This window comes from Microbacterium pullorum (assembly GCF_014836535.1).
Classification (GTDB): domain Bacteria; phylum Actinomycetota; class Actinomycetes; order Actinomycetales; family Microbacteriaceae; genus Microbacterium; species Microbacterium pullorum.
Genome location: NZ_JACSQP010000004.1, coordinates 291310 through 306428, shown reverse-complemented (window position 1 = coordinate 306428; position 15119 = coordinate 291310). Strand labels below are relative to the sequence as shown.

Here is a 15119-nt window from a genome sequence, read left to right as displayed (position 1 = left end):
TGAACATGCCAGAGCAGCACGATCTTGACGCCGTCACCCTCGGGGCCGGTGTCGTCAAACGTCCCACGCGACTGGCTGACGGCCGGGAGCTCATCTACTTCGACGATCCCGACACGACGCTCGGCCCGGAGCGCGCCATCGACGCGCGCACGCTCGACCCGCGCCCGGCGACCGCCACGATGCGCCAGGACATCCTGACCGGCGACTGGATCTCGGTGGCCGCCTCCCGGCAGAACCGCGCGTTCCTGCCGCCGGCCGAGCTCGACCCGCTCTCGCCGCAGACCCCCACCAACCCGTCGGAGATCCCCTCGCGGTACGACGTCGCCGTGTTCGAGAACAAGTCCCCCTCGTTCGGGCCCGCCCTCGCCGAAGCGCACGGCGACGCCCCCGCCGCCGGCGACCCGCCGCGCGGCATCGACGACCTCGAGCACCTCGGGCTCGGTCGCACCCGGTCCTCGGTCGGCCGGTGCGAAGTGGTGTGCTTCAGCCCCGAGCACTCCGGCTCCTTCGGCACTCAGTCGGTCACCCGCGCCCGCACCGTCATCGAGGCGTGGGCAGACCGCACCGCCGCCCTGTCCGCCCTCCCCGGCGTCGAGCAGGTGTTCCCGTTCGAGAACCGCGGCGAGGCGATCGGTGTGACCCTCCCCCACCCCCACGGCCAGATCTACGCCTACCCGTACATCACGCCGCGCACGACCCGTCTGCTCGACTCGATCGACCGCACCGCTCCCGATCTCTTCCAGCGCATCCTCGACTTCGAGCGCGGCAGCGAACGGGTGCTCTTCAGCGGCGAGCACTGGACGGCGTTCGTGCCGTTCGCGGCCCGCTGGCCGCTGGAGGTGCACCTGCTGCCGCACCGTCACGTGGCCGACTTCAGCGAGACTTCCGACGCCGAGCGCGACGAACTGGCGCCGCTGTACCTGCGGCTGCTGCGCGGCGTCGACGCGCTGTACGACTCCCCGACGCCGTACATCGCCGCCTGGCACCAGGCGCCGGTGCGCCACGGCCGCGACACCGTACGCCTCAACCTGCAGCTGACCAGTCCCCGCCGCGCCGCCGACAAGCTCAAGTTCCTCGCCGGCAGCGAGGCGGCCATGGGGGCCTGGATCGGCGACGTTCCCCCCGAAGTCGCCGCCGACCGGCTGCGCACCGCCATCGAAGGAGTGTCCCTGTGACCGAGTCCTCTGCCGCATCCTCGGTGCGCGCCGCCCGCGACCTGTTCGTCGACCTCACCGGTCACGAGCCGGAGAGCGTCTGGTCGGCCCCCGGTCGGGTCAACCTCATCGGTGAGCACACCGACTACAACGACGGCTTCGTGCTGCCGTTCGCGACGCCGCAGCGCACCCGTGTCGCCGTGGCGCCCCGCACCGACGGCCGCATCCGCGTGGCCTCGACCTTCGACCCGGAGCCGGTGGAGGTGGCCCTGGCCGACCTCGACGCGCTCTTCCCGAGCGACGGCGCCCCGCGCGTGCCGGAGTGGTCGGCCTACCCGCTCGGGGTCGCCTGGGCGCTCATGCACGCCGCCAGCCTCACCCCCGATGCGGTCACCGGCGTCGACCTCGCCTTCGCCTCCGACGTCCCCGTCGGCGCCGGCCTGTCGTCGTCGGCCGCGCTCGAGGGCGCCACGGCCGCCGCGCTGTCCGCCGCGTGGGACCTCTCCCTCGACGGGGCGACGCTCGCCCAGGTCGGCCGCCGCGCCGAGAACGAGGCGGTGGGCGCACCCACCGGCATCATGGACCAGATGGCGTCGACGCTGGGGCAGCCCGACGCCGCCATCTTCCTCGATTGCCGCACGCTCGAAGCCCAGGTCGTCGACCTCGGTTTCGCACCCGCGGGACTCGAGCTCGTCGTGATCGACACGCGCGTCAAGCACGCCCACTCCACGGGCGGCTACGGCGAGCGCCGCGCGTCGTGCGAGCAGGGCGCCGCGATCATGGGCGTGCCGTCGCTGCGCGACGTCTCGGTGGCCGATCTCGACCGCGCCCAGGAGCTGATGGACGATGTCACCTTCCGGCGGGTGCGCCACGTCGTGACCGAGAACCAGCGCGTGCTCGACACCGTCGAGGCCCTCCGCACCGACGGGCCTCGCGCGATCGGCGGCCTCCTCGACGCCTCGCACGCCTCCATGCGCGACGACTTCGAGATCTCGGTGCCCGAGCTCGACACCGCCGTCGAGGCGGCCGTCGCCGCCGGCGCCCTCGGTGCCCGCATGACCGGTGGCGGCTTCGGCGGCTCCGCGATCGCCCTCGTGGAGCACGACCGGGTGGCGCAGGTGACCGAGGCTGTGACCCGGGCATTCGACGCCGCCGGGTTCACCGCGCCGCACATCTTCACCGTGTCGCCGTCGGCAGGCCCCGCCCGCGACGCCTGAGCCACGTACTGTCCGGACCGCATCGTTCCCCGCAACCCCTGGCGTGCGGGGAACGATGCGTTCTAACGTCGGTCGTGAGCCGCGGCATCCGTCCCCCGCGGCGTGAGGAGACACCGTGGCGTACATCACCGTGGCGACCGAGAACTCTGCCGACATCGACCTCTACTACACCGACCAGGGCACCGGCCGCCCGGTCGTGCTGATCCACGGCTTTCCGCTCAACGGCGAGTCCTGGGGCAAGCAGCAGGCGGCGCTGCTGGATGCCGGCTTTCGCGTCATCGCGTACGACCGCCGCGGCTTCGGCGCGTCGAGCAAGGCGGGTTCCGGCTACGACTACGACACCTTCGCTGCCGACCTGCACGCGCTGATGGAAGAGCTCGACCTCGAGGATGCCACGCTCGTCGGCTTCTCGATGGGCACGGGCGAAGTGGCGCGCTACCTCTCGCGCTACGGCGCTGCCCGCATCTCGCGGGCCGCCTTCCTCGGCTCGCTCGAGCCGTTCCTGGCGATCACCGACGACAACCCCGACGGCGCGGCACCGGCGCAGTTCTTCCGCGAGACCGCAGACGCGGTACGCGCCGACCGCTATGGCTTCATGGCCGGGTTCTTCCGCGACTTCTACAACCTCGACGATCTGCTCGGCGACCGCATCTCGCAGGAGGCGGTCGATGCGAGCATCGCGGTGGCCAACCAGGCAGGCAACACCGCCGTCGCCGCGGCCCCGCTCACCTGGGCCACCGATTTCCGCGCCGACATCCCGCACATCGGCGTGCCCGCGCTCATCGTGCACGGCACCGCCGACAACATCCTGCCCATCGATGCCACCGCGCGGCGCTTGCGCGAACTGCTGCCCGATGCCACCTACGTCGAGATCGACGGCGCGCCGCACGGGCTGCTGTGGACCCACGGCGACGAGGTCAACGAGGCGCTGCTGGCGTTCCTGCACGCCTGAGCGGGCACGCCGCTGCAGCGGCACCGGGCACTCGGCGGCTCACGCAGCGAACGCGCGCCGGAACTGCCGCCGCGCCCGCGCCGACGTCTCGGCCCGCTCGGCTTCATCGATGCGCGACAGCTCGCCCGCGAGCATCCCCGCCGCCAGCATGATGTCGGCGGCGTCGACGTGCGCGCCGACGCGACCCGCGGCCCGCTCCCGGGCGAGGAGCCGCTCGACCACCTCGCGGAAGCGCGCGCCGAGGGCGATCACGGCGGGATCGTGACGGTTGCCGACCGTCAGGTCGATGAGCGCGGTGGAGACGACGGCCTGGTCGGAGATGACGTCGAAGAGGTCGTCGAGGGTGCGCTCCTCGGGCGCCAGGAACACCTCGATCTCCGCGACGTTCTCCTCGAAGATGGCCGCCGCCAGCGCCGTGCGGTCGGGGAAGTGGCGGTACAGGCTCCCCTGCCCGACGCCGGCGCGCTTGGCCACCGCGGAGAACGGCGCCGACAGGCCCGACTCGGTGAACACCTCGCGGGCGGCCCGCAGCAGCGCGCGGCGGTTCTCGGGTCCGGCGGCGGGCCCGCGGTTGGCCTTGCGAGGCACTTCCCCTTCAATGTCCACGGGTATACGTTAATACCGGACATACTTGTCCGGTAGAAGGGAAAGACCATGGCCACTGCACCGCTCTCCGGAGATTCCGCCATCGCCGACTGGCTCGCCGATCCGGCAGGCCACGCCATCCTCGCCGACATGCTCGCTCAGGGCGGCCAGACCCCGGAGGTGTTCAAGCCGGTCAAACGCCTCGCGATCAAGCGCCTCATCAAGCTGAGCCGCGGCTCGTTCACCCAGGAGATGCTCGACGAGCTCGTCCGCCGTGCCGCCGCCGGCGAAGTGCCCGAAGGAGCGCCCGTCGCCGCTGCAGAGACGGCGGAGCCCCAGACCGACGCCGCGTCGGCCGTGCCGCTGCGCGAGTGGACCGAACGCCTCGACCAGGGCCGTTTCACCGGTCAGACCCACATCGTCACCGGCGCCGGCTCCGGCATCGGTCGCGCCACCGCGTCGCGGGTCGCGCGTGAGGGCGGCCGCGTCGTCGCCGTCGATGTCAGCCAGGAGGGCCTGGACGAGTTCGTCGCCGAGCACCCGGGCTTGGACATCACCCCGATCGTCGCGGACATCACCGACGACGCCGGCATCGCCCGCATCATCGAGGCGGCCGGCGACACGATCGACGGGCTCGCGAACATCGCCGGCATCATGGATGACATGACGCCGGTCGGCGAACTCACCGACGCCGTCTGGGACCGGGTCATCGCGATCAACCTCACCGGCACCATGAAGCTCACGCGCGCCGTCATCCCCACCATGCTCGCCCAGGGCGGCGGCTCGATCGTCAACACCGCCTCCGAGGCGGCCCTGCGCGGCTCGGCCGCCGGTGCCGCCTACACCGCGTCGAAGCACGCCGTGGTCGGGCTCACCAAGTCGACCGCGTTCATGTACGGGCCCAGCGGCATCCGCTGCAACGCGGTGGCCCCGGGCGCGACGATCACCAACATCGAGGCGAGGTTCGCCTCGCCGCTGGGTGCGCAGCGCGTGCGCACCGCCATGGCGGTCCTCCCCGACCCCGTCGAGGCCGACGCCCTCGCGGCATCCATCACCTTCCTGCTGAGCGATGACGGCGTGAACGTCAACGGCGTCACCCTCGCCAGCGACGGAGGATGGTCGGCCGCCTGACCCGAACGGGCGCCGACAGGGCCCCGGGAGCGCGTCTGCGTCCCCGGGGCCCACTCTTTCCGGCGGTGTCAGCCGTCGGCCTCGTCCGCCGCGCCGGCCATGGCCACGAGCTGCTCGATCTGCTCGAACGTGACCGGCAGACCGGGAAAGCCGGCGAGCCGGCCGATCGGGAACGACCCCATCATCTTCTGCAGGGCGTCGTCCGGCATGGCCGCCCCCGCGCCCGCCCCGTCCAGCAACCCCGCCATCGCCTCCTGCACGATGGGGCCGACGACGGGGTGGGACAGCAGATCGGCCACCGACGACGCCATCGTCAGCGGCAGCACCACCTCGTCGCCGACGACGGTCACGGTGACGCTGCCGCGCACATCGCGGCTGGAGGCGGCGACATCGACGCGGTACTCACCGCCTTCGACGATCCACCGGTCGCGGCGCAGGTCCCAGTGGGCGAGGTCGCCCAGGGGCACGGTGAGCTCGACCTCGCGGGACTCGCCCGCTTCCAGCGTCACGCCGGCGAAGGCGCGCAGTTCGCGCGGCGCACGCGGCACCGTCGAGGCCGGCACGGCCGTGTACAGCTGCACGACCTCCCGCCCGGCACGCCCGCCGGTGTTGGTGACGGTCACCGTGACCCGCAGCGCCTCACCGTCGACGGATGCCGCGGGCGGCCCGTACGCGAACGAGGTGTAGGACAGGCCATGACCGAACGGGTACGCCACCGGCAATGAGCGGGCGTCGAACCAGCGGTAGCCGACGAGAATGCCCTCGCCGTAGCGGACGTGGCCGAACTCCCCCGGAAAGTTGCCGAAGGCGGCGGTGTCCTCCAGCCGCAGCGGAATGGTCTCGGTGAGCTTGGCCGAGGGGTTGACCACGCCGAACAGTACGTCGGCGGTCGCCCCGCCGCCCGCCTGGCCGAGCAGCCAGCCCTCGACGATCGCGGGGACGTCGTCGCGGAAGGGCAGCGCCACGACGCCGCCGTGGGAGAGCACGACGACGGTGCGCGGGTTGGCCTCGACGACGGCGGCGAGCAGCGCCGACTGGTCGGCGGGCAGATCGATGTGGTCGCGGTCGAAGCCCTCCGACTCCGTGGCGGCGGGGAGCCCGAGGAACACGACGGCCGTGTCGGCGGCCGCCGCGGCCTCGACCGCTTCGGCCACGAGGGCTGCGGCATCCGGGGTGTCGTCCTCGTCACCGCCGTCGAGCGTGAAGCCCGCCGCGTAGACGACGTCACCCTCGGCGAGCGCGAGGATCTCCTCCAGGGCGGTGTCGAGCCGCGTCGGGTTGATGAGTGACGACCCCGCGCCCTGGTAGCGAGGCTCGGCCGCGAACGCCCCGATGACGGCGAGCGACGCGTCGCGGGGCAGCGGCAGCACCGCACCGTCGTTCTTCAGCAGCACGATCGAGCGGCCTGCCGCCTCGCGGGCGAGGGCGTGGTGCGCGTCGACGTCGAGCGGGCCGGGAGCCGCGGGCCTGCGGTCGGCCCGCTCGACGAGGTCGATCACCCGCGAGGCGGCGAGGCGGACCGCCGCCTCGTCGAGCGTGCCGTCCTCGACGGCCGCGACCAGCTGCGCGTCGGTGCGTCCGCCGCTGGCCGGCATCTCGAGGTCCAGGCCCGCCACGACCCCGGCCACGCGGTCCTCGACCGCACCCCAGTCCGACACGACGAGACCCTCGAACCCCCACTCGTCGCGCAGCACCCGGGTGAGCAGCCACGGGTCCTCCGAGGCGTACACCCCGTTGATGCGGTTGTACGAACACATCACCGTCCAGGGCCGTGCCTCGGTGACGACCCGGTGGAACCCGCGCAGGTAGATCTCCCGCAACGGCCGCGGATCGACGTCGGCACTCACCCGCAGCCGGTCGGTCTCCTGGTTGTTCGCCGCGAAGTGCTTCAGCGACGCCCCGACGCCGCGGGACTGGATGCCGCGCACCGCCGCCGCCCCGAGCACCCCCGACACCAGCGGGTCCTCGGAGTAGTACTCGAAGTTGCGTCCGCACAGCGGCGAGCGCTTGATGTTGATGCCGGGGCCGAGCACCACGGCGACGTCTTCGATGGCCGCCTCGAGCCCGAGGGCCGCGCCGACGCGCTCCACCAGGTCCTCATCGAACGACGACCCGAGCGCGACGGCGGGCGGGAAGCACGTCGCCGGCACGCTCGCCCCGAGACCCAGGTGGTCGGTGGCGCCCACCTGCTTGCGCAGACCGTGCGGCCCATCGGTCAGCATGATCGAGGGGATGCCGACGCGCGGGACGGCCTTGGTGGTCCAGAAGTCCGCGCCGCTGGTGAGCGACGCGGACTCCTGGATGGTGAGATCGGATGCCGACGGGCGTGACTGCGGTGTCATGGCGACACCATATGTCACCGGCCACGCCGGCGCGCGGGCGCCGGTCAGCTGAGCGCCGGGACCACCTCGCGCTCGAACAGCTCGATGCCCGAACGGTCGTAGGCCGCCTCGGGGAAGTAGTGGATCGCGTAGCCGAGGCCCGCCGCCGCCCGGGCGGCGAGCCGCTCGGCGACCTGCTCGGGCGTGCCCACGGCCGGGGACTCGCGGTAGTCCTGCTCGATGTGCGCGGCCCGCTCCGCCCCGACGAACGGCGCGAGGCGCGCGACGACCGCCGCGACGCGGTCGGCGACCTCCGCCTCGGTGTCGGCGATGACGGTGTTGAAGTTCGACGAGCGGGTGATGTCGCCGAAGTCGCGGCCGAGGGCGTCGCAGTGGCCGCGCAGCACCTCGGACTTGTGGGTGAACTCCTCGATCGACCCGGCGAAGTTCGTGTATGACGCGTAGGTCGCCGCGATCTTCAGGGTCACCTTCTCGCCGCCGCCGGCGATCCACAGCGGAATGCCGCCCCGTTGCAGCGGGAGCGGGCGCACGATCGCCCCGTCGGCGGTGTAATACCGGCCCTCGAGGGTCGCCGACCCCGTCGTCCACGCCTGGTGCATGATCTCCACGCCTTCGCGCAGGCGCCCGAGACGCTCGGCGATCGGCGGGAAGCCGTAGCCGTATGCGCGCCACTCGTGTTCGTACCAGCCGCCGCCGATGCCCATCTCGGTGCGCCCGCCCGAGATCGCGTCGACGGTCGCGGCGACCTTGGCGAGGTAGGCGGGGTTGCGGTAGCTCATGCACGTGCACATCTGGCCGAGCCGGATGCGGTCGGTCGATGCCGCGAACGCGGACATCAGCGTCCACGCCTCGTGGGTGGCTTCCTCGCTCGCGACGGGCGTGGTGTGGAAATGGTCGTACACCCACAGCGACTCCCAGGGGCCGGCGTCGGCCTGCTGGGCGAGGGTGCGCATGGTGGCCCAGTGCTCCGCCGGGTCGATGCCGACCAGATCGAAGCGCCAGCCCTGGGGGATGAAGAGTCCGAATCGCATGGACGTCAGCCTAGAGATGACCAGGGCTCAGGCGATACTCATCCGGGGTGGACGACGGCATGCGGCATCCGGGCGCACATGATGCCGATCGCCTCGGGATTGGCATCCACGAGCACCGCGTCCCGCCCGAGGGCGGAGGCGACGGCGCCGGTCGTGCCGCTGCCGGCGAAGAGATCGAGCACGCGGTCGCCGGGGCGACTGGAGGCCTGCACGATGCGCCGGAGGATGCCCTCGGGCTTCTGTGTCGGGTAGCCGGTCTTCTCGCGCCCCGACGTCGGCACGATCGTGTGCCACCAGACATCGGTGGGGAGCTTGCCGCGCGCCGCCTTCTCGGGGGTGACCAGGCCCGGGGCCATGTAGGGCTCGCGGTCCACCGCCGTGGAGTCGAAGTGGTAGCCGCGCGGATCCTTGACATACACCAGGATCGTGTCGTGCTTGGTGGGCCAGCGGCGGCGGCTCTTCGCGCCGTAGTCGTAGGCCCAGATCAGCTCGTTGAGAAAACGCTCGCGGCCGACGAGGGCGTCCATGAGCACCTTGGCGTAGTGCGCCTCACGGTAGTCCAGGTGCAGGTACAGGGTGCCGTCGTCGGCGAGCAGCCGCCACGCCTCGGCCAGGCGCGGCTCGAGGAAGTCCCAGTAGTCCTCGAACCGGTCGTCGTAGCGGCTGAGGTCGCCGCGCAGCCGCGCGTACTCGCGCCCGCGGAAGCCGGTCTTCACCGGATCGCCGTCGGAATTCAGGCGCAGCGGCGGTGCCGCGCCGTCGGCGGCCGGCGTGTCGCCGTCAGCCGGAATTCTGACAGCCGACTCGACGGCACGCTCCCGCGTGCGGCCGGTGTTGAACGGCGGGTCGAGGTAGATGAGGGTGAAGGAGCCCGCCGCGAGGGTGCGCGCGACGGCGAGGTTGTCACCGTGATGGATCTCGACGCGTCCGGGTTCGTCGCCGGGTTCGCCGCTCACGGAACGCGGTGCAGCCACGCGTCGGTGGCGAACTTCGACTGCACCAGGGCCTCTGCCTCGGCGTACTCGTCTTCGGTGATCTGCCCCTCGGTCGCCCCGTAGAGCGTGGCGAAGGTGCTCTTGAACCGCTCGATGATCTCCTCGCGCGGCAGCCCGGTCTGGCTGCGCAGCGGGTCGACGCGCTTGGCGGCGGAGGTCGTGCCCTTGTCGCTGAGCTTCTCGCGGCCGATGCGCAGCACCTCGGTGAGCACCTGGCCGTCCATGTCGTAGCTCAGGCTCGCGTGGTGCAGCACCCCGCCGTTGGCCAGGCGCTTCTGCGCGGCGCCGCCGATCTTCCCCTCCGGGGAGGAGATGTCGTTGAGCGGCTTGTAGGTCGCGTCGATGCCGAGCGAGCGCAGCGCCTGCAGCGCCCAGTCGTCGAGGAACGCGTAGGAGTCGGCGAACGTCATGCCGGCGACGAGGGATGCCGGCACGTAGAGCGAATACGTGATGATCCACTCCGCCGAGATGAGCATGGCCCCGCCGCCGGAGATGCGGCGCACGACCTCGAAGCCGTGACGGGCGGCGCCCTCGGGGTCGACCTCGTTGCGGTACGACTGGAACGAGCCGATCACGACGGCCGAGGCGTCCCACGTCCAGATGCGCATCGTGGGGTTGCGGCGGCCGTCGCCGACCCGGGCGGTCAGCACCTCGTCGAGGGCGAGGTTCATGTTCGGTGAGAGCGGGCGGTCGTGCACGATCTCCCAGTCGAACTCGCGCCACCCCGGGGCGGTCACCAGCGCCCGGCGCACCGCAGTGCCGACCGACTCAGGGGTGAAGCCCAGCAGCTGGGCGCCCTCGGGCAACGCCGCGCGTACGGCGGCGGCGATGGTGGCGACGTCGGATTCGACCGGCAGCCCGGTGACGGCCGCGTCGATGTCGGCGAGGGCGTCGTCGGGCTCGAGGAAGAAGTCTCCAGCCAGGTGGAAATCGGTGATCAGCCCTTCGTCGACCTCGAGGTCGACGACGACCAGTTTGCCGCCAGGAACCTTGTACTCACCGTGCATGGGTCAAGCCTACGGCGCCGCGCTGGTAGGGTGGTCAGGTGGCCTCAGTGCCACTACGTCGTCGTCACGACTCCCCGATCCCGATCGCGGCATCTTTTCGAACGGCGAACCGATGCGCGAATCCGCGCCGTCGCCTCCCCGCACCGCGATCCTCTGTCGATCTGCGTGTGCCTGCCCGAAAGCACACATGTCTACTTTCCTTTCCCTCGGCGTGCCCGAGAAGCTCGCTGCCGTCCTCGAAGCCGACGGCAAGACCGAGGCGTTCGCCATTCAGCGCGACACCCTCCCCGACTCCCTCGCCGGCCGCGACGTGCTCGGCCGCGGCCGCACCGGCAGCGGCAAGACCATCGCGTTCGCGCTGCCCATGGTCGCCCGCCTGTCCGGCGCCGCGGCATCCGGACGCCGCTCCGGCCGCCCCCGCGGCCTGGTGCTCGCCCCGACCCGTGAGCTCGCGACCCAGATCGCCGCGACCATCTCGCCCCTGGCGGATGCCGTGGGCCTCACCGTGACCACGATCTTCGGCGGCGTCAGCCAGCGCCCGCAGGAGCAGGCGCTGTCCCGCGGCGTCGACATCGTCGTGGCGTGCCCCGGCCGCCTCGAAGACCTCATGAAGCAGAAGGTCGTCGACCTGAGCGCGGTGGAGATCGTCGTGCTCGACGAGGCCGACCACATGGCCGACCTGGGGTTCCTCCCCGGCGTCACCCGCATCCTCACCGCCACCCCCTCCGGCGGCCAGCGCATGCTGTTCAGCGCGACGCTGGACCGCGGCGTCGACACCCTGGTGCGCAAGTTCCTGCGCGACGAGGTGCGTCACGAGGTCGACGAGTCCAGCGTTCCGCAGGGCGTCATGACCCACCGCGTGTTCGTCGTGCCCGGCACCGACGAGAAGACCGCGCTCGTGCGCCACCTCGCCTCCGGCCAGGGCCGCCGCATCCTCTTCACCCGCACCAAGCACCAGGCCAAGAAGCTCGCCAAGCAGCTGACGGCCTCCGGCATCCCCGCCGTCGACCTGCACGGCAACCTGTCACAGGGTGCCCGTGACCGCAACCTCGCCTCGTTCGGCGCCGACACCGCCAAGGGCGGCGTGCGCGTGCTCGTCGCGACCGACGTCGCAGCCCGCGGTGTGCACGTCGACGACGTCGAGCTGGTCGTGCACGTCGACCCGCCCATGGAGCACAAGGCGTACCTGCACCGTTCGGGCCGTACCGCCCGCGCCGGCGCCGAGGGCGTCGTCGTGACGGTGGCCCTGCACGCACAGCGGAGCGAAGTGAAGGACCTGCTGCGCAAGGCACAGGTGTCCGCCGCTCTCGAGCCCGTCGCCGCAGGCGGCTCCGAGGTGTCGGTGCTCGTCGGCGAGCCGGCCGCACACGTCACCCCCGCCCCGGTGGTCTCGACCCCGCAGCGCGGTGGCGGCAACGGTGGCGGTGGCGGACAGCGCTCCGGCGGTGGACGCTCGGGCGGTTCCGGCAACGGCGGCGGCTCGCGTCGCGGCGGCGGCTCCGGTCGCGACGGCTCCGGCCGTACCGGCGAGGCCCAGGCCGCGCGTGGCGGCTCCGGCCGTTCCGGCGGCGGCGCCCGCTCGGCGGCCGGCGCAGCACCGGCATCCGCTCGCCCCGCCCAGCGCCCCTCGCGCCCCACCACCGGCAGCACTGTCGCGGACATCCGCGCCAACTCCGGCACCGGCCGTGGCCGCGGCTCGCGCCGCGCGCACGGCTGACCCGCGCCGCTCGCGACCGGCGACGCCCCGGCGTCACCCCCTCGCTGAGACGAATACTGACGGCCGAGACCCTGGGTAGCACCCGCGGTCTCGGCCGTCGGAATTCGTCTCACCGTCGGCGGGCGGGGCGGGGCGGGCGGGGCGGGGTCAGGCGGCGTCGGCGGGGCGCGGGGGGAAGCGGGCGTCGAGCCAGGCCAGCAGGTCGGCGCGCACCTGCTCCTGCTCCACCTCGTTGTAGATCTCGTGGCGGGCGTCGGGGTACACCAGCGTCGTCACGTCGGTGAAGCCCGACCGCGTGCGGTACGCCTCGGCCAGGCGGTGCACGCTGCGCGGCCCGCCGACGGTGTCATCGCGGCCGACCTGCAGCAGCACCGGCAGGTCGACGCCCGGGGTGCGCCGCGGCCGGCCGTAGAGGCGCAGCGCGTCGACCGGCCCGAACAGCTTCAGCAGCGGCACCGACGTCGTCAGCGGATCGTCGAGGAACGCCTGGCCGGCGGCGGCATCCGATGACAGCCACTCGGTACCCCGTGCCTCCGCGCTCTTCCAGGGCGCGTTGAGGTCACCCGGGTTCATCGACCCCGGCCACCGCAGCGCCGAGCCCGACAGCACCAGCGCGTCATAGGCGAACGGATGCTCGTCGACGAGCATCTGTGCCAGGAACGATCCCCACGAGTGGCCGAAAAGCACCAACGGCAGCCCGGAGTCCTCCTGGTCGTGGATGATCTCGGTCAGCTGCCACACGGCGTCCTTCGCCGCCCGCAGGCCGCCCGTGCCGAGCCGGCCGAGTCGGGAGGCATCGCCACCGTGCTGACGCATGCCGGTGCGCCCGTGGCCGCGATGGTCGTCGGCGTACACGATGTAGCCGGCGCCGGTAAGCGTCTCGATGAGGGCGCCGTAGCGGCCGGCGTGTTCGCCGACACCGTGCAGCACCTGCACGATGCCGCGCGGTTCGGAGCGGGCGGCATGCACGTCGTACACGATCGCGATGCCGTGTGCGTCGATGAACTCGGGCATGCCGACGAGTCTAGGGTCGCCGGGGGGAGCGCCGCTTTACTTAGCAAGACTAATGAGCTACGCTAATGAGCCGTATGACTGCAGCAGACTCCCCCGCTTCGTCCCCCGATCTCGCCACCGCGGCATCCGACCTGCGCATGGCGACCTTCCGCCTCGCCCGACGTCTGCGCGCCCAGCGTGCCGTCGATGCCATGAGCGACGCCCAGTTCGCCGTGCTCGCCGCCCTCACCGTGCACGGCGGCCACACGCCCGGCGAACTCGCCGACCGCGAGCGCGTGTCGGCACCGTCGATGAACCGCACCGTGAACTGCCTGGAGGAATCGGGCTACATCACCCGCACCCCCGACGCCGTCGACCGCCGCAAGGTCAACATCGCACTCACCGACGAGGGTCGCGCCGTGGTGGAAGAGACCACCCGGCGCCGCGACTCGTGGCTCGAGGGGGCGCTGGCATCACTGACGGATGCCGAGCGCGCCGTACTCGCCCAGGCTGCCGAGGTCATGCGAGAGGTGGCCGCACGATGAGCGCCATGTTCCGCTCCTTCTCCGTCTTCAACTACCGCGTCTGGTTCATCGGCGCACTGGTGTCGAACATCGGCGCGTGGATGCAGGCGACGGCGCTCAGCTGGGTCGTGCTCACCCAGTTGACCGACAACGACGCCGGCGCCATGGGTATCACGATGGCGCTGCAGTTCGCCCCGCCGCTGCTGCTGGTGGGCGTCACCGGATGGGTCGCCGACCGCTTCGATCGGCGGAAGCTCCTGATGGTCACCCAGAGCTCGCTGCTCGCGGTGGGTCTCGTCATCGGCATGCTGCTTCTGAACGACGCCATGACGCTCCAGCTGATGTTCGTGTTCGCCATCGTGCTGGGGCTCATCTCCGCCTTCGACAACCCGTCACGGCAGGCCTTCGTCTCCGACCTCGTCTCGCGCGAGAACGCCTCCAACGCCGTCGCCCTCAACGCCGCGTCGTTCAACGGCGCCCGCATGATCGGCCCGGCCGTGGCGGGTGTGGTCATCGTCGCCGTCGGCACCGGCTGGGTCTTCATGGTCAACGCGGTCACCTTCCTGGCGATGATCGTCGCGCTCATGCTGATCCGCACCGACCAGCTCATCCCCCGCGCGCACGCGCCGGGCGCTTCTCGACTGGCCGACGGATTCCGCTACGTCGGCAAGCGTCCCGACCTCATGGTCGCCTTCGCGATGGTCTTCCTGCTCGGCGCCTTCGGCATGAACTTCCCCATCTTCGCCTCGACGATGGCGCTGGAGTTCGGTCAGGGTGCCGACGGCTACGGCCTCCTCAGCTCGATCCTCGCGGTCGGCTCCCTCATCGGCGCGCTCATGGCCGCGCGGCGTGACCGCGCACGCATCCGCATGGTCATCCTCGGCACGCTGCTGTTCGCCATCGCAGCGACCGTGTCGGCCTTCATGCCGAACTACTGGCTGTATGCCCTCACGCTCATGCTCACCGGCTTCGCCGTGGTGACGACCCTCACCACCGCGAACGGCTACGTGCAGACGACGACCGACCCGGCGCTGCGCGGGCGGGTGCTGGCGCTGTACATGGCGATCCTCATGGGAGGCACGCCACTGGGCGCCCCCATCGTCGGCTGGGTGGCCGACACCTACGGCCCGCGCACGGCGATCCTGCTCGGCGCCGTCGCCGCCTTCGCGGCGTTCGCCGTGGGTGCCATCTGGCTGCTGGCATCCGGTCGGGTCACGCGCACCGAGTCGCGCCGGTTCCGCCTCACCGTCGGCGAGACACGGCCCGTCGCGGTCGTGCCGCCGGAGGCGTTCTCCGACGAGATCGCCGGAACGACGCCCATCCGTCTGCCCGACGACCGCGCACGCGATGCGCGCCTGGCGCGCGAAGCACGGGATGCCCGTGAAGCCCGGGAAGCACGCGCGGCACGCGAAGAGCGCGCGGCCCGCGAAGAGCGGGAGCGCATCCCGGGCTGAGCGCGGCGGCGGCGCCG

General features: G+C 71.9%; 13 protein-coding genes. 7 read left to right on the top strand and 6 right to left on the bottom strand.

The window, feature by feature from the left end:
* Positions 1 to 5: 5 nt before the first annotated feature.
* From galT to H9651_RS08380, 3 genes are all read left to right on the top strand, one after another.
* Positions 6 to 1175: a galactose-1-phosphate uridylyltransferase gene (gene galT / locus H9651_RS08390; protein WP_191718975.1), complete on the top strand. Its 1170-nt coding sequence runs from the start codon at positions 6 to 8 to the stop codon at positions 1173 to 1175.
* On the top strand, positions 1172 to 2371 hold the full coding sequence (gene galK / locus H9651_RS08385; RefSeq protein ID WP_191718831.1) for a galactokinase: 1200 nt from the start codon (positions 1172 to 1174) through the stop codon (positions 2369 to 2371). Before galT ends, galK begins: the two co-directional genes overlap by 4 nt.
* Positions 2372 to 2486: 115 nt before the next feature.
* On the top strand, positions 2487 to 3323 hold the full coding sequence (locus tag H9651_RS08380; RefSeq protein WP_191718830.1) for an alpha/beta fold hydrolase: 837 nt from the start codon (positions 2487 to 2489) through the stop codon (positions 3321 to 3323).
* A gap of 39 nt (positions 3324 to 3362) precedes the next feature.
* Here H9651_RS08380 and H9651_RS08375 read toward each other — a convergent pair whose 3' ends face one another.
* On the bottom strand, positions 3363 to 3929 hold the full coding sequence (locus H9651_RS08375; RefSeq protein ID WP_318244812.1) for a helix-turn-helix domain-containing protein: 567 nt from the start codon (positions 3927 to 3929) through the stop codon (positions 3363 to 3365).
* Positions 3930 to 3977: 48 nt separating this feature from the next.
* On the opposite strand from H9651_RS08375, the gene H9651_RS08370 reads away from it, so the two are divergent.
* Positions 3978 to 5039, top strand: coding sequence for an SDR family NAD(P)-dependent oxidoreductase (locus H9651_RS08370; RefSeq protein ID WP_191718829.1), 1062 nt, complete (start codon positions 3978 to 3980; stop codon positions 5037 to 5039).
* 68 nt (positions 5040 to 5107) lie between these two features.
* On the opposite strand, the gene H9651_RS08365 is transcribed toward H9651_RS08370, so the two are convergent.
* Genes H9651_RS08365 through H9651_RS08350 form a run of 4 tightly spaced genes read right to left on the bottom strand, consistent with a single transcriptional unit; the run spans position 5108 to position 10414 of the window.
* Entirely contained in the window at positions 5108 to 7381 is a 2274-nt protein-coding gene (locus H9651_RS08365; protein ID WP_191718828.1) for a glycoside hydrolase family 3 C-terminal domain-containing protein, read from the bottom strand.
* A gap of 44 nt (positions 7382 to 7425) precedes the next feature.
* Positions 7426 to 8412 (bottom strand): LLM class F420-dependent oxidoreductase, encoded by a 987-nt coding sequence (locus tag H9651_RS08360; RefSeq protein WP_191718827.1) that lies wholly within the window; start codon positions 8410 to 8412, stop codon positions 7426 to 7428.
* 38 nt (positions 8413 to 8450) lie between these two features.
* Positions 8451 to 9368, bottom strand: a complete 918-nt coding sequence (locus H9651_RS08355) for a DNA-methyltransferase (protein ID WP_191718973.1) — start codon at positions 9366 to 9368, stop codon at positions 8451 to 8453.
* Positions 9365 to 10414: a lipoate--protein ligase family protein gene (locus H9651_RS08350; RefSeq protein WP_191718826.1), complete on the bottom strand. Its 1050-nt coding sequence runs from the start codon at positions 10412 to 10414 to the stop codon at positions 9365 to 9367. The genes H9651_RS08355 and H9651_RS08350 overlap by 4 nt, the downstream gene beginning before the upstream one ends.
* Positions 10415 to 10601: 187 nt before the next feature.
* Here H9651_RS08350 and H9651_RS08345 point away from each other — a divergent pair, with 187 nt between their 5' ends.
* Entirely contained in the window at positions 10602 to 12131 is a 1530-nt protein-coding gene (locus tag H9651_RS08345) for a DEAD/DEAH box helicase (RefSeq protein WP_191718825.1), read from the top strand.
* A 147-nt stretch (positions 12132 to 12278) separates the two neighbouring features.
* Here the strand turns inward: H9651_RS08345 and H9651_RS08340 are convergent, their stop codons facing one another.
* Complete coding sequence (locus tag H9651_RS08340) at positions 12279 to 13145, bottom strand: alpha/beta hydrolase (protein WP_191718824.1); 867 nt, start codon at positions 13143 to 13145, stop codon at positions 12279 to 12281.
* A 74-nt stretch (positions 13146 to 13219) separates the two neighbouring features.
* Between H9651_RS08340 and H9651_RS08335 the strand changes: the two genes are divergently transcribed.
* Both H9651_RS08335 and H9651_RS08330 read left to right on the top strand, forming a co-directional pair.
* Positions 13220 to 13669 carry a MarR family winged helix-turn-helix transcriptional regulator gene (locus tag H9651_RS08335; RefSeq protein WP_404803005.1) on the top strand — a complete coding sequence of 150 codons (450 nt, stop codon included), beginning with the start codon at positions 13220 to 13222 and terminating at the stop codon, positions 13667 to 13669.
* Positions 13666 to 15102, top strand: a complete 1437-nt coding sequence (locus tag H9651_RS08330; protein ID WP_225216517.1) for an MFS transporter — start codon at positions 13666 to 13668, stop codon at positions 15100 to 15102. The genes H9651_RS08335 and H9651_RS08330 overlap by 4 nt, the downstream gene beginning before the upstream one ends.
* Positions 15103 to 15119: the final 17 nt, after the last annotated feature.